A 20,000-nucleotide genomic window follows, 5' to 3' on the forward strand; every position below is an offset into this window, starting at 1 on the left:
CACCTTTAAAGTCTGGATACACCACCCCTGTTAAAGAAAATTCCGCATTGGCAACAGCTGGCAACTGAAGTGCTGCCTTGCGCCCCAATCGCCCTTGCTCTACCCACGGAATATCATAAGACATGTTGAGTGTTTGATACGCTGCCGTTTCAACCGAAAAAATAAACTGTCCCAAAGCCAACATCATGGTGATTAATCCGAAAAGCTTGACGCTATAGCCAAGCGCTGCTGTTTGGCTTGACGTTCAAGGGCTTGATTAACCGCAGCATGAATTTCATCCGCAGAGCCTCTTCCCCCCGAAATATTCAAATTGCTAATAGTGATAGAAGCATCAACATTTAAAGGCTCATGAATCACAACCGGCTCGGAAGCATTCAAAGCGTTAATTTTTGCCGCTTCAACGGAGTTTATATGTGTGCTACTGTTGCGTTGTTGAGGTGGGGTGTTCGTAACAACAGTTGCATCGGTTATTCTTTTTGCGCGTGTACTTGTTTCTTCGGTAAGATTTTTAATCGTCTCAGTTGAACTTTTATCGATTGTAGCGCTAAACTCAAGCTTTTCTTTCATCCAGCTAGGCATCCAACTCGTTAATTTTTTAATCGCGCCGCTAAAGATTGTTGAAAAAGCGCGGAAGAAGTCCCCGAATTATCCGCTGCATCGCCCCATAATTGAAGCGCTGCAACACCCATGCCTAAATGCCGTGACGCATGATGAAGGCTATCCCCCATATGCATGGTTTTCATGGTGACAGTAGTCAAGCTTGCCACAAGACCACCACCTGCAATTCCCAAAGCCCCTGTAAAAACCGAAGTACGACTTGCTGCCGTGCTAAGAGCACTCTGAACACCTTTCAGGCTTGCTGTCATCTTTGTTACCGCAGCAGAAAAGCGAAGAACGCCCAATTTATGCGATAAGTTTTGAAACCGCCCTTGTAGACGCTTCAAAGGCGCAGTGATTTTATCCTCAAGCGTTAATCTGACTTTCGCATCGGCAACTTTTTTCGTCATTTTGTTTTATGCCTTTCTGCTGCTTGTTTGCGCCAAAAAATCAATTCTTGTGGCTCCATTTCCATCATGTCTGAGAGTGGCCAATGAAAAACGATCGCTATATCTCCTATCAGTTTTGCGGCGGTTTTTCAGTCGAGATATCCCGCCGCTTGATAAAAGATTCTAAGATTTCCCCAATGCCTGACAAATCCTCAATGTCGATTTCTCCCACGGCTTCATGCGGCCAGCTCGAAAGGCGTGCGATCATTGCTATGGTTTGCCCGATACCTTCCTTTTTATCAATCGCTTGCAAATCCTTTGTTTTGGCACGCCGTAGGGTGATCTCGGTGTGTTCTTTTTCCTCAAAAAAAACAGGGATGGACAATTTATATGTAATACTTGTTGCTGCTGTCATTTTTACATTCCTAAAAAATTCTCTATGTTTTGCCAATTGGTCTACACCATTGAATTTCCCCACCATGTTGAGGGCATCTATCTCAACAATCTCAATCTCCTTCTGAACATATTTGAAGTAATGCAGTGTGAATGTCGCTGTAGAGGTTGCTTTGCCTCCTGCTTGCCATTCTGCCATTTCAAAACCTTTGCAAAGCCCTCGCATGGTGATGGCAACACCTTCTGCGGGCGTGCCTTGCGCTTGCATTGAGCCCCGTAGGGAGATGTCAACATCAGAGCGCCCCAGCTGTGTCATCAGCTCTGGTGAACAATCAGAAATCGTCATGGTCAATGTTAAAACCTCAAGCCCCATGTCAATCTCAATGGGCACATCCATGCCACCACCACGATAGCTTTCAACGGTGAAATTCAAATTCGGCAAAGTCACGCTTTCACATTTTGCCTGATAAGGAATGCCGTCGACATAAATGTTAAAATATTTCAAAACCCTTGGTAAGACTGGTACTGCCATTACGCCATATCCTCTAAGTAATCATTGGTAATTTGTGAACGGAAATGATATGTTCTGCTAGAGTTGTTGGTGTGAACGCGACATTGAAATAAACTTTGCCATCTTCAATCGCATTTGGTGTGTTCAGCTCCGGATCGGGGATGCAGCGCCCACCAAGAATTGCCCCTTGCGCTTTTAAATCACGCAAATAAGCATTGACGCTTTCGCTCACATCGCTCATGTAGGTTTTCTTGATATTTTTATCGACTGCCCACAAATGCCCGCATAAAATGGCATCGTTAATCATATCTGCGGTTCTCACCACCGATAAAAAAGCAAATTTTCTATCGCTTAAAAGAGTACGATCCCCCCACAGGCGGTAGCCATTTTCGCGGATAATTGTTGTGATGTTTTGTTCATTGAGCAGGTTGGCACGGCTAGACCTATCACCGATAGAAAAGTCAATTGGACGCGCGATGTCAATAATTCCATTGATCACTTTATTGGAATATGAGATCATTTTTTTTTCAAGATGTAAGCAAAAAGTATGAACTGCATTGTACGCACCAGCTTCATCAACTGCGCAAATCATATCACTCTTCTCCCCGCCCTAGAAGATTTTAATCGCTTTTTTAAAGTACAACTCTATGTATTGATTATTACTTTTTTAATGAGTTAATACTTTTTAAACTTAAATAAAAATTTTTAACGCACAAAATTTATAAAATACAAGTTTAATTCACACAATATAATAAATACATTATATCGTATTATAGAGTTTATAAAGTAAAATATAAATCTATATATTTTATTGATTAATATCCATACAATTAACTCATCTATCAGAAAATATTTTTTGCGCAACTAAGCTGTAAAGATGCTTATCTGAACATTAGAAATAAACTTATTGCCAATAATTTTATTATCAAATATTCAATGACTAAGTAAATATAATAATATTGGCTTCTATTTTTATATATTGGTAATAGAATAAGCGCAAAATCAATATCATTTAATTAAGAGGGGGAAGAATGGAACAACCTAAATACACATTTACAGGTGTAACGAAGGATCAAGTTTTTTTTTGCGGTAGACTTCATCAAATTAAAGCAGTTAGAGATTTTGGAACAATTAAGAAAGGAACCGTGGGAGGGTGGATAGCATCAGAAAGAAACTTAAGCCACAATGGCGATGCTTGGGTTTCTGACAATGCTATAGTTTGCAACTATGCTACAGTTTCCGATAATGCTAAAATTTTTGGCGATGCTTTAATTTACGGACATGCTAAGATTTACGGCAATGCTTCTGTTTACGACTCTGCAAGAGTTTACAACAGAGCTAAAGTTTACGACTCTGCTAAAATATATGACTCTGCTAAAGCTCACGATGATGCTAAAATTTACGGTCATGCTTTAATTTTTGGCGATGCTAAGATCTACGGCAATGCTTCAGTTTATGACTCTGCTTCAGTTTATGACAGAGCTAAAGTTTATAACTCTGCTTCAGTTTATGACTCTGCTAAAATTTATGACTCTGCTAAAATTTCTGGCAATGCTTTGATTTATAACTCTGCTAAAATTTCTGGCAATGCCGAAATTTCTGACAATACTAATATTAGCGGGCATGCTATGATTCACGGTCATGCTAAAATTTACGGTCATGCTAAGATTGCCGACAACGCTCAAATTTACGATTCTGCTAAAGTTTATGAACACGCCACAGTTTACGGCAATGCTAAAATTTATGACTCTGCTAAAATTTACGAGCATGCTACGGTTTATGACAGAGCTAAAGTTTATGACTCTGCTAAAGTGTACGGTAATGTTAAAGTTTACGACTCTGCTAAAATTTACAGAAACGCTAAAGTTTGCAGCCACAATATGGCGCATATCAAAGTTGATGTATTTAATGGGAGTAAAAATTTCTGTAAGCTCGGAGCATACTGGAATAACTATAACTACAACTATGCTAAGGTAAATGTTCCTAGCTATACCTTAGCTTCTGGTGATACGAATGTTTTTAATTTTTCTCACCAAATTCTTGATGATACCGAAATTTTAAGTAATTCTTTGCATCACTACTTAGATCAAGGTTGGGGAGTCGTAGGTTTTGTTTTTTTTGTAATACTTATTTTGGGATTTTTGCTATCTCAAAAATTTAAGCGTTCTGAATAATTGATACTTAATCAGTTTGGTATCCATGGCTTATTAACGAAGGCATTAGCAAAAATCACAACATCGTTGAAACTGATTGCATCATTAAAAATATTGAAAATTTTGCCATTTTCACTACTCTTATCGAAATGGCAAAAATCGATAACGGAATAATTGTATTGTATTTTCACTTTTTATAGCAACAGAGTTTTTCAGTAGTCTTGAGCAACAAAATCAAGAAGTGTAAAGTCAAGCCAATCGAAGTAAAATCATGGCAGGATAGTTGGCTATTCTCTGTCATTGTCTGAATTTGACTACTTAATAAGTGCAATACATTACACTTCCAAACGAGAAATTTATAATTTGATCAAGGATCTCGTTTATGCACGCAATAATGACATTCTTGCTTCTTGCTAAAATACTGGACAACTCAATATCCGTTTGTTTAGATTGGTTGCAAATAGCACAATTTTGAGGGTTTTGAAGGTTGAGATTACCTTTTTAAAACAAATCTTACCCCATTCCCTATTCACCAACCTCCAGCTTTGGCAAACTATTGACGATTTTACATGTTTCTAAACTGACAGTGATAATTCGCAAAAATAACTCTAATGGATAACGAGCATTGCCCATAACTTCAATTGCCCAATCATTGGCATTGTTTGTAATCATGGAAGCTTTATCTGTTGTAATAGCTTGACGATCTATCACCCATTCTAAAGCAGATTTTCCATTAACAATGTACTCATAGGCTGTCTCGGGAATATTTTCGATGGTAATTTTGCTGTTGTAAATAACAGTGCTCCGATCTTTAATGCTCTTCCCAGTTTCTGGATCTTTCTTCTTTGCAAACTTCATCTCTCTGACATAAAAATCTGCATCATCCCCACCAATTATTTGTTTCTCAGTCAACTCTAAGCCTTCTAGCTTACTGATAAGCTTCACTTTCGTATAAAGAGGCACAGTTTCATAATTGAGATGGAGTGATGCTAAAGCACGACCAGCCTGTGTAAAAGCAACAAAATCAGCAAAATGCTTCACACGCGGGATTCGTGCTATTTGCTTTGCTAAATTATCTGCATAACGCTCCCGATAATCCTCGCTATGCAATAATCCATAGATGTAATAGAAGATATCTTCTTTAGTAAGAGCCTCTTCTGGATAAGCTTCCTTAAAATGTTGCAAAGCTTTATCTGTAATAGCGTCACGTCGTTGATATCCTGCGCTCTCTCCAGTGCCAGAGACGAGAGATAATTGTCCAGAACACTCAACCTGCTCATAAAGATATAAAGGAAAACACTGACCACCAGCTGCCATCATATTAATATCAGAAACCATATTAACTATAAGAACCGAAAACCCTTGTGATGCCCCCTTTCCCGTAGTTACAATAGCTAAGTTCTTACCAGCTCCATCAGGAAATATCTTCGGCATTTGATATTGCATCTCATTGAAGTCTTTATCAAAATACAGCATCTCTTTTGTAAAAGGTCGATAAATGCCTTTTATCTCTTTGCTCCTGTGATATTGATGCTGTATCCTTTTCAAAAGATCTTGTTTTATTGCTCTACACCAGCTAATTTTGATGGAATCTTGGTTCACGAATTGATGGAATGTATTCATGGAAACAGAAAAATTATTTTCCTTCACTCTTTCTACTTCAAAATTATAGAAATTAATCATCCTTTCCATATTATCTCGTAACTTTGTTTGAGAAAAATTATAACACCATGCATCTCTACTTGTCTTAATTCCCTGCGAATAGTTTTCAAAAACCGTTGTAACCGACTTGTCTTTTTTATCCCCTAGACTAATATATCTATTGAAATTAGAATCGCGCTGATTAATCCAATCATTGAATTGATCTGGAACAATTTCTACCCAATCTTTGATTGCTGCTATACTTTTTCTCTGAGTAAGAATGTCTAATTTCTGTTGACGTGAAAGATAATCTCCAATGTCCTTAAAATAGATTTTCCCCTGCTGTTTTGCCGCTGGATTTTTAATAAGAATAGAAATCGCTATAGGTGCTCGGCATGCTCCTTCAAAAATCTCTCCTCCTTCTTTCTTACCATTCTCTCCAAAAATGCGCTTATTCCCACGTAAATGGAAAATATAGAGGCTGCTAAATTCATCTCTCAAACATTTCCGGAAACCATCCATGGCACAAGCATCAACAAAACCTGCATTTGTGACAAAGCCAATAACACCACGATCCTTAATACGATCCGAAGCCCAACGAAATGCACGGATATAAGAATCATATAAACTATTCTTTGATGTTGCCGAAGAATATTGTACATAAGTCTCCTCAATACGCTTGTCTAATTCAGGATATTTTACATTTTGATTTCCATCATTTGCACTTCTTTGTCCAACAGAATAAGGAGGGTTTCCCACAATGACCACAATTGGAAGATCATGTTGCCTTTTGAGACGAGCACTGTTTTCTACTAGCATTTTACCAATAAGATCCCCTTTTCCATCGGGCAGAAATGTATCCGTTAAGCAAGCACCATTAAAGGGTTCATAAACTGTAATACCTCCAGCTATATTATCCCTATTTTTTCTAGACAGAGCTTTAGAGCAAAGAGCATGATACGTTGTTTCGATATTAATCGTAGCAATATAATAGGCTAACAGAACAATTTCATTGATATGGAGTTCGCGCTTGTATTTTTGAGGCAACTTATTGTGTGGAATGATGTTACTTTGTAAAAGACGTGTAATAAAGGTTCCTGTACCCGTAAACGGATCTAAAATATGAATATCATCATCAGCCAAACTGCTGTTGAGCTCCGTCTTTAGAATATGCTCAACAGAATGAAGAACAAAATCAACCACTTCAGTTGGAGTATAAACGATCCCTAAACGTTCAACCATCCTTGGAAAAGCACTTCGGAAAAACTTATCATACAACTCCACAATAATTTTCTGTTTTCCTTCAGCAGTATCAACACCCTCTGCGCGGCGTTTGACCGAAGTATAGAATGCTTGCAAACTATTGCGTTCTTTTTCCAAACCATGTTCACTCAGCTTATCAATAACGCGTTGCATAGCCACGGATATCGGATTATGATCGGTAAATTCATGTTTCTCAAATAAAGCATCAAACACCGGCTTTGTAATAAGATGCTGCGCCAACATCTCAACGATTTCAGCATCCGTGATACTATCATTAATCACTGCTCGTAATTCTTCAGCAAAGTCATTAAAAACACTAATTTCTTCTCTGTTTTTCTTATCTTCAAGAATAGCATTAATGCGATCGATATGGGTTCCAGCAATTTTTGCAATGTCTTTAGCCCAATCTTCCCAATAGCGTTTATTTCCGCATTTTTCGACGATTTTGGCATAGATGGCACGCTCAACTCCCTCCATATTGAGACCTAACTCACCTTGTCTAAGGCTAGAAATAACTTCATGTTCGCTGAAATATCCGTAATCTAACTCATTTCGACATGGCACATTCCTTTTGTTGATATTATTTGTAACAGCGACAACTTCTATTTTATCTTGGGCATGACCATTAAATTCAATTTTATTAATTGTTGCATCAAAGCGGTCATCGTGGGATCGTAAAGCTCTCAAAACTTGCCAAACAATTTTATAGGAACTATCTTTCAGTGTTTTGTCTGGATCAGCTCCTACCTTAACGACAATAGGTAAAATGACATAGCCCCTCTGTTTTCCTGGAGCTTTTCGCATGACGCGTCCAACGGCTTGCACAACATCGACTTCAGAGGAACGTGGTGTAAGAAAAATAACAGCATCAAGGGCAGGAACATCCACTCCTTCAGAGAGGCAGCGCACATTTGAAAGAATTCTGCAACGGTTTTCATTTTCGGGGATTGGCTCTCTAAGCCATTCGAGGCGCTCCTCTTTGTCTCTGGCAGTCATGCTGCCATCAACATGCTGTGCTTCACAAATCATGCTTAACGCAGAACTTATTTCTGCTTCTGGACTTTCACTTAAAAAATTTTGTCTTTCTTGCTTCTGATAATCCTCAACTACCTTCTGAAAATGTCTGGCAATAAGTTTTGAGCTGACCTTGTTGGGTTTTTCTTCAATAATCTGACAAAAAGCAACAGCACGCTGCATAGGTTTAGAGAAGCTTACATTTTTTTCAGAGAGACCATATTTTGATAGAGCCTTCCAACATCCCACAATTTTTGCAGCAGTATCAACCTGAATAGTATTACTTGTATCTGCAAGCAGTGGCTGAACAGCTCGGTTGATGTGCCCCTCATCGACTGTTAAAATAATGACCTTATAGTCAACCAACAAATTCCTTTCAACAGCATCAGAAAAATTCAGAGTATGTAAAGTTTTTCCATACCATGCGGGATCATCCATCGAATAGAGTGCAACATCCTCCCTATTCTTAGTACCTTCTCCATAAATACGCGGCGTAGCAGTCATATAGAGCCGTTTTTTAGCAGAGATGTAATCATTATTATGAATCCGAACAAATGCAGAATCGTCTTCACCTTCATATGTAAATCCCGTTGTTCGGTGTGCTTCATCACAAATAACGAGATCAAAATCTATAATAGGATTTTCAGAGCGATATTGAGCATTGCTAATCACATCAATGGAATGATAAGTTGAGAAAATAACTGTCATAGCTTCATCATTATGCTGTAACGCTATCTTTTTTCCCAAACTAGAAGCATTGGTTGTTGCAGGGTATGCAAGGTCATAAATTTTAATAAAGCCACTATCTTTTTTACCTACAGTGCTGTCTGAACAAACAGCAAAACTCTTTAAAGGGATTTTTGCCTCTTGGCTCCATTCCCTCAGCGTTTGATTTAACAAAGCAATGCTAGGCACCAAAAAGAGAACTCTTTTCCCTTTTCCAGCAAGGATCTCTGCAATTTTGAGGGAAGTAAAAGTTTTTCCTGTACCACAAGCCATAATCAATTTGCCTCGATCGGCAAATTTTAATCCTTCCACCACAGCATCTATGGCATTTTTTTGATGCTCAAGTATATTCTTATGGGACTTTTGTTCAAGCTTACTACCTTCACGATATTTGGACCAATCAATAAAACTCTTTTCTAAATCATGTAAGGTAATTTTTATAACGGGAGGGTTCTGGTTGATAAGAGCGTCCTCAGCGTTTTTTGACCATGGAGCTATTGTTGTTGTGATAATAATGCGATGCTCGAAATATATCTTTCCTGAGGTAGCTAAGAAACTATCAATATCCCCTTTTTGAATAGCGTAATATTCTCCATAATTCTTACACTGAATAGCGTGAAACTGTTCATCAGCAGCTGTTACAGCAACAAGATCAACTCCTGTATCTTGTTTAGAGCTGATGTCATATCTTTGTCCATATTCCTCAACCCATTCAGCATAGGTCAAAACCTTGCTGTAGAGTGCCTTATAATAAGGTTCTGTTTGAAAATATGCGATCATTAATTTTTCAAAGCTGGTGCCCTGATCGCGTACTGTTGCCGCTTTTTCACGAAAATCCGCTAGAATTTTCCTCAAGTCGCTCATGCAGATTTCCCCCGCCATATCCGCTATATATCATTAAATACCTGTGTATATTGATTGAATTTAAATTCAAACACTAAATGCAATATATTTACTTAAGTTTTAAGTATTTTATATTTCTAGAAAAGTTCTTTACCTGATAATTTTTTATTTTGTAAGAAATAAAATATAAACAATAGGCTTGTATCCTATGCGCAGCTTCGTTTCTCATGAATTTATTACACGTTATATTTATTTTAAATTGATTTAAAATTAAATTATATTACTTTGTAAGAAAAGATCAAAAAAACTAAAAATATTTGAAAAATTATGCTCTCAAAAAAACCAATTCAAATTGGGGAGATTACTTTAAATTAAGAGCTCACCTCTCAGACAAGCAGAAATGTCGTTCAGCCTCCAAAGCAGAGAGAATAACTTTACAATGCTCTTCACCTTCAAAGAGGAATTTTTTCTTGTATTCCCTCATAGAGTTTTTGCATCACTTATTGTTATCTTATCCTGCAATAATGACTGATTTTTTATTAAAGTTAAACGAAATTGATAGAGATAAACAAGCAACGTATAATATAATTTTATTTTCTTCCCCTCTTTGCAACAATTTGATAAACTATGAACTTAACCGTAGTATAATAATAGAAATATCAGAAGCAAAGGCTACACGCTTTTTATTAAGCTTAACCAAGAAACCATAAAAAGATCTAGAATAGGTAAGAGATAATCAAATAAAGATCGGATCAAGATTCCTGAATCTAACCTGTTTGTTTTATGTATTATGGCGGAGAGGAAGAGATTCGAACTCTCGAGAGCCTTTTGAGCCCTACTCCCTTAGCAGGGGAGCGCCTTCGACCACTCGGCCACCTCTCCAAGAGCAGTGAATAAACAGTATAAACAAAAAGTTCAAGACATTTTCAATTTTTTTCAAAAATATCTTAAATTTTTAGTTTTTATTAACCCAATCGAATGAATAAAGTGCATAAATGAAAAGTTGTGACTTTTTTACAACATAACCTTTAATATTACATGAATATCCCTAAAAATAGCAATTTCGTATTTGTATATCTAAATCTATATATCTAAAAAAGACCTGTAAAGTCAGAGTTACAAGTATCACGTGCTTTGTTTATCGCTCGTGAATTTAACAAACAGAATTCTCTAATAGAATTAAATGACCTTTTACTGGAGATCTATTATGAACATTAAATCCCTCTTTTTAAGCTCTGCAGCAGCTTTTGTAGTGACGTCTGGAGCACAAGCGGCTTCAACGATTACTGCAGAATCAAAGTCTGTAGAATATGTTCGCGTTTGCGATGCATATGGCAAAGGGTATTTCTATATCCCTGGAACAGAAACTTGTATACGTTTATCAGGAAATGTCCGTGCTGATCTTAGGGTTGGTGATGACGTTGGCGCAACAACCGATAGTGATTTAAAGAATAGTAAAAAAACCTACGGTGCAGCATCGCGATTAACCCTTGCCTTTCAAACCGCTTCTGAGACAGAATTAGGAACACTTCGTTCATATGCGCGAATCTACTCACACTGGGGGGGTGGTAAAGATAAAGCTGGAGCAAAACTTTCAGCTGCTTATATTGAACTTGGTGGTTTTCGTGTAGGTCTAGCTAGTACAATTTTCGGTAGTTGGACTGATGACTATGGTAACGTTATAAATGATGATGGTATAGCACCAGCAGGTGTCACACGCACCAACTTTATTTCTTATACCTTTAGCGGTGACACTGGCTTTTCTGCTATTATCGCAGCTGAATTAGGTAATGCTATAGGTCCTAAATCTGACACATATTATTACATCGATAAAGATGGTAAACTTGTTACCGCTTCTCAAAAAACAGCTCCTTTAAGCAAAGAAGTAAAAGATTACACGCCTAACTTGCTTTTTGGTGTAAAATTTATGCAACAATGGGGTGGTTTTTCAACAATTGCTGCGTATGATGCTTACTATAAAAAATGGGCTGGTAAGATACGTGCAGATTTCAATATTAATGAATATTTAAACTTCTGGGTCATGGGTGGTTATAAAAACAGCATTGATTATTACACAGCAGATGACGAGGCGTTTAAAAATACGTTGTCACGAGAAAGCGCAACAGTCTATGCAAACTGGGGAGGAAAATGGGCTGGCTGGGCTGGTGCGACTTACAAAATCACTCCAAAAGCAAGTTTCAACGCTCAGATCTCCTATAGCGCTGCAAAAACTTTTGCAACTTCTGTCAATGTTTCATATACGCTGGTTCCCGGACTCGTGATTACACCTGAATTGGCTTATGTCTCTTGGAACGATAACCGTACTTTCACAGATGCCAGTGGTACAAAATATATACACGCTCTACACGGAAAAAGCGCTGTATTAGGTATGATCCGTTTACAACGTTCATTCTAATTCTTTTAAGACACACACCTTTAGAAACTGGCGCTCTGCATTGCCAGTTTCTAATTAATGCCAGTTTCTAATTATCTGTGATAATCATAACACTCCCCCTTCATGGTACTTGTTGCTACCATCTCTCACAAAAAAAGACCCCCCTCTTTTCAAAAAGTGCCACGTAAATTACCAAATAAGCACTCATATACTCTGCAAGCCGTACCTACATGATTTAAATAACGCAGAGTTTAATCATTACAAGCACTTGCCATCAAAATCCTGCAAATATCCTCAAAAGCAATCAAAAATAAATCGGATATACCTTCAAGAGATAATAAATCATAAAAATGGTGTTAAACTAAAGTGAATAAAAAAGCCTTTTGTGACTCCAATCATTTCGAGCACAAAAAATATCCCCCCCTCAAAAACAACGAAACATACCTTTCAGAGTTACGAAAGCATTACAGCCACATTTTCCTGCAATATGCGTCTTGCTTTTTCTCTTCTCTCAATACTGTTAGGCTTTTCTTGCACATCATAAGTGCAAAACTGATAATTTAGGATTTTGGCATCCGATACCGCGAATGCAAATAAGCCATAACACACTTTTTCTCTGGGTACTTTTTTTACACCATATTCTTTTTGCGCTTAACGCTTTGACCTCATATATTCTTAATAAGAAATACATAACGATAAAATAGAATCTTAATCCGCTTCCACGAGCTGTGCTACCCTTTTTCCCGTTTCTCGCTAATTCCTTTTCATGTCATATTATTTTCATACCGCAAATGGCCTTTTTTTACACAAAGCCTCATCAATAAAGAGCAAAAAGAATATAATTACAAAAGAAAAACGTACACTACGATAATGATATGTACTTAAAGTTAAGACGATTTAAATTCACTCGAAGGGAAATATTTATCTACCAATGCATAAATAATTGCCGCTGTTTCAATATCCAAAATTCCATTATAATTTTCTTGACGAAAATGAAGCTGAAATGCCCGAATTAAATTCTTGTATCCAATTTCACTACATGCAGCCGAAACATCATACCCGTAACGTCTCAATCGAGCTAAAATATCTTCTTTAACTGGCAAACTTTTACGAAACTGTTCCTGATAATGATCCTTCAATTCATCATCATACCATGCTCCTATACCTGCCATATAAAGTTCTTTCCATGGGAAAGCTGCACCTGGATCACTCTTTCTACCAATGGCAATATCACTGTGACCGACAACATCGGTTGGTATAATGTCTGGATAGCGTTGAAGAATATTCAACGCAAGCTCTTTCACTGCCTCAATTTGCGTTGGATTATAAGGAGGGAATATAAACTCTCCATTATGATAAGTCGCTAAATTAGTTGCCTTACGTTGAAGAACTGGATCACCCACACTACCACTTTCCGCACCTGAACCAACATCAGTCTGCAGCGCATACTCATTTTCATCAGCTGGCTTCAAAGCGCGCATATCCTTTAAAGCCGCTTCAGCATGCGCCTGCTCTGAAGAATGAGCATGATCAGTCGCTAAATTGACTATTTCAATCCCAATAGATGTGTCATTCAAATTACTGCGCCCAGCCCATGAACTAACACCAGCATGCCATGCACGTTCATTTTCATCAACCAGATTAAAGATACGCATATCTTTAAACCCTGCCTCAATATACGTCTTCTCCGAAGGATCAGGAACTAGATAATGAGAACTAACCTTCGTTCCTGTAAGAGCAGCAATCGACCCTTTAAAGTCAATTGAAGTATAATGCATTACAAGAAAGCGAACACGACGATTAAAACTCTTGATAGCACGATAACTGTTGTAATCAATCTGATACATAAAAATTTTCCTTTCTGTCTCACTCACCAGCACCATAGTACATCACACAACAGATCGTACACGAAACCAGCGAAGCGACTTGAGAGCATTAACACGCCCGACCAAATCACTCATTTTTTCGAACCAGTGCCCGAAAGATTGCCAGTCAAAAAACAAACAAAAATGTAGCAAAACTCCTCATCACATATTTGCTTACGTTTTGCACACAAAATAGTTATTCTTCTTATCAATCTGAACAATACTCAGCCACACCTCACTGCGCATAACGCGCAACATCAAATCATCCCTGCAACGACATAAAATCATTGAAAGATACCCCTATGAAAACTTTGAGGCGATTTATTGACAGTCAAGTTCACAATCCATATTTGTGATTGATCTTTTTCACGAGAAAATTTTTCAACAAAATTTGAAAATTGTTTTTATACATGACACAGATAATCGAGATACCCTCTCGTTTTTTACAAAGAAGTTATCTTCACCCCTCTTAAAGACATATTCCTTTATCTTTAAATCAATATATGCTGAGAATTTTTTTCTAGATTAAGCCAATTAACAAGAGTAATTTTGATGCCATCACTCAATCAAGGCACCTGCACAATTTGTGCATACGTAATAATTTTTATCCAAAACTGTATAAATATTTTTACTTTAAATAAAGGATATATAGAACGCTAACTTTAGTAGTATCCTACATAACATCTCAATGACAATATCTGTATTTTTATTCCAGCGGATAAAACCCTATCAAATTACTCTGATCAGTAACCACAATAAATCAAATAGGCATGTCATTATCACTAATACTGCTTAGCTTGTTATATGACGCTAAATAAAATAATTTTTTATATAAACGATCAATAAAACAACTGATATCTCTAACGTGAGCAATCTACTTGCGTAAAATTTTTACAAAGCATTATCCTCTGTTTGAAAATATTTTCAAAACCAACCACGCCGCATATTCCTGTAAAACCATACCTAAAAGTGGTCGTGTATAAGGAAAAGTCATACAATCATTACCATAGCCTTTAACCTCTATAGTCATTGTAGCATGCCCGAGACTTTCCTCCCGTTTTTCTAATATCTCCAAGGAAGGGGATAAACTAACCTCGACCTCAAGAAATGGAATATCTTGCACATCTTTTTCTGTTGGATGAAAATATTTTAAAAGCAACGGATCATTTGCAAACCAACGAACTATTGCTTGTTGCGTTAATTGTTTATGCGCAGTAGTAATCTCTGCACCAACTAAATATTGATGAAATTGGGCTTCAAATTTTTCAATTAAATGCTGCGCCAAGGGCACAGACGACTGACCAACAAGCTGCACGATAACATAAGGACTCTTCCATAAAAAACGCCGCTCAAATGGCTCATCTGCAAAATAACGATCAACAAAACGAGCAATTATGCTCTCACCAATACCGATAAAAGTCCACACATGTTTAGCACGTGGTACAGTAAAATAATCTGTTTGCTCTAAATATTTTTCTAAAAGCGAAAGGGCTTGCGTAGGAGGACCTGGCAAAACAACAATACAACTCGTCCCATGAGTAAAATAAAAACCAGGTGCTGTGCCAGTGGGATTATCTAACACATTTGCCATCTCAGGAAATAATGCCTGACGAGCATTGCTTTTATCTGGTGTGATACCCAATTGTTGTAACTGACCTTTTATAGTTTGCCACACAACTTCATTATGAACCAGTGGCAGCCGGACAGCTTGAGCAACCGCCTCACGTGTTTTGTCATCAGATGTCGGTCCTAATCCTCCACTGAGAATAATAAGATCTTCTTGCCCGAGACAAGTAATCACAGCCTCACTAATTTGATGTAATTGATCAGCACAAACGAAATGGCGTGTTACTTGGATATTTCTTTTTTCTAAATTTTGACTTAAATGTTGTAAATTCGTATTTAAGTATTGTCCAGAAAGTAACTCATCACCGATAGTGATAACCGCTGCACGACAAACTGATACGGGGTTAGTAACAGCATCCAAAACAGCGTTAGCCATCTGACATGTAGATGCCCCTCCTCCCAAATCATAGGTCACGCTTTTGCCAACACGAATAACTTTATCAACACTATCAGACAATTGTTGCGCCGCATCCTTAAAACCTAGATACTCTAAGAGTAAAACAGTGGTATAAAGCATAGCAGAAGGATTTGCTTTATTTTGTCCAGCAATGTATAGCGCACTTCCATGGACAGGTTTAAAACAAGCAATCTGGTTCCCCATGTTTGCGCTGGGCGCAACTCCCAATCCACCCATAATCCCAGCAGCAACATCAGAGAGAATATTGCCAAACATATTTTCTGCAACAATAACACCAAAATGCCCTGGCTTTTGTACAAGCCATAATGCAACGACATCAACATTATGAATTTCTGCTTCAATTTCTGGATAATTTCGTGCTATGCGCTCAAAAATTTCTCGAGCAAATTGACCACTCTCTCGCAAAGTATTTGGTTTATCCGCAAACGTGACCCGTCTAAAACCATACATCCGCGCATAAGAAAAAGAATATTCAAATAACCGCTCTAAACCAAGACGGGTTTGCAAACGCACTGCCCATGCAGCTTCATTAAGACCGTATTTTTCTAAATTGGGATGCTTTAACCATGTCGCTGTTTCAGCATTTATACCGCGAAAATCTAGTCCCGCATATAAACCTTCTGTATTTTCTCTTATAATACAAAAATTAAACGGCTTTCTTGCACCAATAATGTATTTTACAGGCCGTATATTAGCAAACAAGCCTAATTTTTGGCGCAATTGAATAACAGGAGAAATATATGTAAGTTCCTTCCCATTTAAATGCGGTTCAAGCTCTTTTAAAGCAGCTTCTTGCTCTTTATTCGTAACAGTGCCAAGCAAAATAGCATCACTTTTGGCAATTTTTTGCCAAGTCGCTTTAGGAACAGAATCTCCTTCCTTTTTCCAACACTCCCAACCAATATCACCGTAAATTAATTCAATCGGCAACTTGAGCTGCTCTAAGACCATCAGTGCAGCATCACAGACCTCTAATCCTATCCCATCGCCAGGTAACACAAGAATTTTCTTCTTCATATTCTATTAATCCATTCATGAATAATTGCATACATCATGACAGGATTATCATTCCATGGAAGCATACCAGCACCAAAGATAACTTTATATTCATGATTTAAACAGTGACTCTGAATTTGATTGTTTATAGTTGCAAGTTGCGATTTTTCCCCCACCAAAGCTAAAAACCTTCCAGCATATTTTATAATTTCACTACGAGCATCCATTTTTAGTAAAAGCCGAAATCCCCTTTGCATACGCTCAATAGCCATGTTTTTTTGCTCATCAGGGATTTTTCTCTGTATTATTTTCTCAGTTTTTCCAAGAGGTTGCACCAAAATATTTAGTGCTTCCAAAGCTCCTGATAAATCACCATTTTTCAATAATGTCAGAAGATGTTCAAGCCGTCGTCGTAAAAACGCATCTGGATAACTTGGCGCACTTACAGCAAGAACAGCCCGTATATCTGGAAGTCGCGCTGCTAAAATTTGTACCAATGTCCCAGCCATGGAAAAACCTACAAGCACCAAAGGACCTTGAAAACGGCTTTTAATTTTTTCTATGATTAAAGGAATAGCCTCTGCTACAGAGCTCCCAGAAAAAAGAGAGACTGTATCCAATGAAGTCACATGAAACCCTTTTTCTAAAAACAGCTTTTGAAGTGGAGAACAAAAAGCTCCTTCATCCCAAACAGGCATAACAGGTGAAAAAACAATAACATGTGGGTTCATACCATTTATACTCCCTGCATTTTTTGTTTTAAAATGCGGATTGTTGTCAGAACCTTTCCTGCACTCAAACACGTTTTTTGCTCCCAAAAAAGCCTGATATTCAATGCTTAAATCATTAAAATCCAGAAGGAGAGCAAAAAAACTTCGATGTACAGGAAAAAAATAGAAATAGCTTTACAACCTTTCTCTCTGTTGCAGCCTATTTCCCTTTTATACAAATTGAAAAACGCTAACCATATCTCTAAAACTAAAACTTCCCACTCTTTTCCCCCATATCTCTCCCCATTTATAAGTCACTAATAAAACTTACACTTTCATTCACAGCTGCTAAGATATTTGCCAAAGCCATACCTAGATTATCATTGAACAAAAGCCAATATTTAAGAACGAAATAGCTTTTATCTTTCGCATAAATTACATAACAGTATCAGAAAACAAAATTCCATTAAAAAATGCGAAGTTCTATAATTAACCGCCTCAACTATCTGACGTAGATAACTTATATTTATTCAGCTTACCCTTAGCACTCCCCCCTCCAAAATGCAATTCCTCACGTCTTTAGCTCATAAATATCCAGTTAATTGATATTGATAGTGCACAGATATACAATCATAACGAGCTTAATATCAGAAACAACGTTACATAACAACTATATGTAATCATTAAAACATAAACCATCCCAACCTCTATCAATCATGGATTTAAATAATCCCTTGCAATAACTAACCTTAAATTTTACTTAAGCCGCAATCAGACTAGCACGCTCTATATAATCCAATAGAAAAAGATAATTTCTTTTGATATTCTCCACCACGTAGAGCAATATAAAGCGTTTAAGCATACCCTTCTCCCCCCTCACTTGCTTAATAGTCTATTTCAATAAGTTCGTTACAAAGACCATAAAATAACACGCTTTTCGAATATAAATTATAAAACCTACTAGACAGCACGCAGCTAATAAAACGCCTACAACCTGTGGATTATGTCCAGATATTTTTCCAATAACCGCACACTTAATGCGGCGCTTCCTAATTGTACAGCCTCCGTAACGCCAGATGCAGCTCCAGCAGCCTGCGGATGTAAAATAGCTAATACAGTCCCTAATGGTAATAAAAACCATTTCCAAAGGTAAGCACAGAAGTGATTATTAATGTAGCAAACAACCATGGACTTATATACATTTGCAAAGCAAACAATACGCCCCCCCTGTAACAAAAATAATATATCCGTACCTTATAGTTCTTTCCATAGATTTTTGGTTGAGGAACCATCGTGCTACTAAATTCCCCAAGACATAGGTTAGAGAAACGTCAACGTAACTATAACCAACATATACAGATGATAAGCCCAAAGTTGTTAGTAAGAAAGGTGAATCCACGGTATAAGCAAAATAAATTGCGTAAGCAAAACATGGAATAAGCGCATAAAAAACAAACTATTTATTTCTAAAAGCCCCTAAACTGCCCTGAACAATCTCTGCAAAACAAAAAGACTGGCGCTCTTGAGGAAGGAGAGTTTTTTTCAGCACAAAACAACACAGCAAAATAGTTAAGAGTATAAAAAACTTAAAAAGATAAAGCAGCTTGCCAATTAAAAGCATGTAATAAAAGCCCCCCAATCAATGGAGCAAGCGCTGGTGATGTCCCCACAAAAGGGAAAATAGCCAAATAAAGCTTTCCAGCCTCCTTTTTATCCAGTAAATTATTGATAATAGCACGACTTATAACAATGCCAACACAAGCTCCAAGTCCTTGTAAAAAACGTAACATGAGAGAAGCTTTTATATTGACTGTATAGATTATACTTAGTGTAGAAAAAGCCACAACAATAAGCCTAAAAAAAGTGTCTTTTTACGTCAAAAAATTATCACTGAATGGTTCATAAATAAGCTGCCCAATAGCTAGTGCAAATAAAAAATTACCACTGCACCCTGAATTTTTGATTCAGTTACTTGATAATACTGACGCATAATTCCAAGTACTAACAAAAAAATATCCGTAGATATCAGTCTCTCTACCGACAACAATGGACATTTCTTTGATCAATTACGCAGCGATTTGCGCACTCTTCTGAACAAAAGCGACATTTCTGCACTCAATTCTGACCGCTTGCAGGAATTTTATAAGGCAGCCGTGCACGAGATCAATTCTACGATAACCGCTTACAAGAAAGATCCTACACACTATCACACATACCTAAAAAATCTCAGTGATCGCCTTTCTAATCGCGCACAAACCATGATAGCAAATATCAACCAAAAGGAAGTCATCAACAGTCTTATACACAATGGCATGACACCTTCTGAAGCTCAAACGACAGCCAACCATGCGCTCCATGTTTACCAAACAGCAGAAGAAAAAACCGAGCAAGCAATCAAAGCTCTTGAAGAACAAGCACATAAACTGTTCACACAGCTCGACAATGCCTCAACAAAAGATG

General features: G+C 37.4%; 10 protein-coding genes, 1 tRNA gene and 5 pseudogenes (1 of these 16 running past the window's edge). 3 read left to right on the forward strand and 13 right to left on the reverse strand.

Annotated elements, in window-relative coordinates; genetic code table 11:
* The 7 genes and pseudogenes from V5N67_RS04225 to V5N67_RS04255 form a co-directional block, all read right to left on the reverse strand.
* Positions 1-187, reverse strand: a 187-nt coding sequence (locus V5N67_RS04225; protein WP_332060670.1) for a phage tail protein, incomplete at its 3' end; no start/stop codon positions are given.
* 5 nt (positions 188-192) lie between these two features.
* Complete coding sequence (locus V5N67_RS04230; RefSeq protein WP_332060671.1) at positions 193-579, reverse strand: hypothetical protein; 387 nt, start codon at positions 577-579, stop codon at positions 193-195.
* Between the two features lie 26 nt (positions 580-605).
* Positions 606-1,007 (reverse strand): annotated as a pseudogene (locus V5N67_RS04235) (phage tail protein); the annotation flags it as partial.
* On the reverse strand, positions 1,004-1,120 hold the full coding sequence (locus V5N67_RS04240) for a GpE family phage tail protein (RefSeq protein WP_332060728.1): 117 nt from the start codon (positions 1,118-1,120) through the stop codon (positions 1,004-1,006). The gene V5N67_RS04240 and the pseudogene V5N67_RS04235, both read right to left, overlap by 4 nt.
* Positions 1,117-1,401, reverse strand: coding sequence for a phage tail assembly protein (locus tag V5N67_RS04245; RefSeq protein ID WP_332060729.1), 285 nt, complete (start codon positions 1,399-1,401; stop codon positions 1,117-1,119). The genes V5N67_RS04240 and V5N67_RS04245 overlap by 4 nt, the downstream gene beginning before the upstream one ends.
* An 18-nt stretch (positions 1,402-1,419) precedes the next feature.
* Positions 1,420-1,911: pseudogene (locus tag V5N67_RS04250) on the reverse strand (phage major tail tube protein); the annotation flags it as partial.
* Positions 1,911-2,404: pseudogene (locus tag V5N67_RS04255) on the reverse strand (phage tail sheath C-terminal domain-containing protein); the annotation flags it as partial. The pseudogenes V5N67_RS04255 and V5N67_RS04250, both read right to left, overlap by 1 nt.
* Before the next feature lie 517 nt (positions 2,405-2,921).
* Here V5N67_RS04255 and V5N67_RS04260 point away from each other — a divergent pair.
* The gene (locus tag V5N67_RS04260; protein WP_332060672.1) at positions 2,922-4,064 is read left to right on the forward strand and encodes an LbetaH domain-containing protein; all 1,143 of its coding nucleotides are present in this window, start codon (positions 2,922-2,924) and stop codon (positions 4,062-4,064) included.
* Between the two features lie 504 nt (positions 4,065-4,568).
* Here V5N67_RS04260 and V5N67_RS04265 read toward each other — a convergent pair.
* Together V5N67_RS04265 and V5N67_RS04270 are read right to left on the reverse strand one after the other, a co-directional pair.
* Complete coding sequence (locus V5N67_RS04265; RefSeq protein WP_332060673.1) at positions 4,569-9,551, reverse strand: DEAD/DEAH box helicase; 4,983 nt, start codon at positions 9,549-9,551, stop codon at positions 4,569-4,571.
* Between the two features lie 770 nt (positions 9,552-10,321).
* A tRNA-Ser gene (locus V5N67_RS04270) sits at positions 10,322-10,412 on the reverse strand.
* 325 nt (positions 10,413-10,737) lie between these two features.
* On the opposite strand from V5N67_RS04270, the gene V5N67_RS04275 reads away from it, so the two are divergent.
* Complete coding sequence (locus V5N67_RS04275; protein WP_332060674.1) at positions 10,738-11,946, forward strand: porin; 1,209 nt, start codon at positions 10,738-10,740, stop codon at positions 11,944-11,946.
* 866 nt (positions 11,947-12,812) lie between these two features.
* Here the strand turns inward: V5N67_RS04275 and V5N67_RS04280 are convergent.
* The 4 genes and pseudogenes from V5N67_RS04280 to V5N67_RS04295 all read right to left on the reverse strand — a co-directional run bounded on the left by V5N67_RS04280 (position 12,813) and on the right by V5N67_RS04295 (position 19,587).
* The gene (locus V5N67_RS04280; protein ID WP_332060675.1) at positions 12,813-13,772 is read right to left on the reverse strand and encodes an N-acetylmuramoyl-L-alanine amidase; all 960 of its coding nucleotides are present in this window, start codon (positions 13,770-13,772) and stop codon (positions 12,813-12,815) included.
* A gap of 919 nt (positions 13,773-14,691) precedes the next feature.
* The gene (locus V5N67_RS04285; protein ID WP_332060676.1) at positions 14,692-16,851 is read right to left on the reverse strand and encodes an isocitrate/isopropylmalate family dehydrogenase; all 2,160 of its coding nucleotides are present in this window, start codon (positions 16,849-16,851) and stop codon (positions 14,692-14,694) included.
* Positions 16,848-17,561, reverse strand: coding sequence for an alpha/beta hydrolase family protein (locus V5N67_RS04290; protein WP_332060677.1), 714 nt, complete (start codon positions 17,559-17,561; stop codon positions 16,848-16,850). The genes V5N67_RS04285 and V5N67_RS04290 overlap by 4 nt, the downstream gene beginning before the upstream one ends.
* An 871-nt stretch (positions 17,562-18,432) precedes the next feature.
* Positions 18,433-19,587: pseudogene (locus tag V5N67_RS04295) on the reverse strand (MFS transporter).
* Here V5N67_RS04295 and V5N67_RS04300 point away from each other — a divergent pair.
* A pseudogene (locus V5N67_RS04300) lies at positions 19,583-20,000 on the forward strand (DUF3792 domain-containing protein) (its annotated part continues 143 nt past the right edge of the window); the annotation flags it as partial. The pseudogenes V5N67_RS04295 and V5N67_RS04300 overlap by 5 nt on opposite strands.

Source organism: Bartonella rhinolophi (genome assembly GCF_036576165.1).
Classification (GTDB): domain Bacteria; phylum Pseudomonadota; class Alphaproteobacteria; order Rhizobiales; family Rhizobiaceae; genus Bartonella.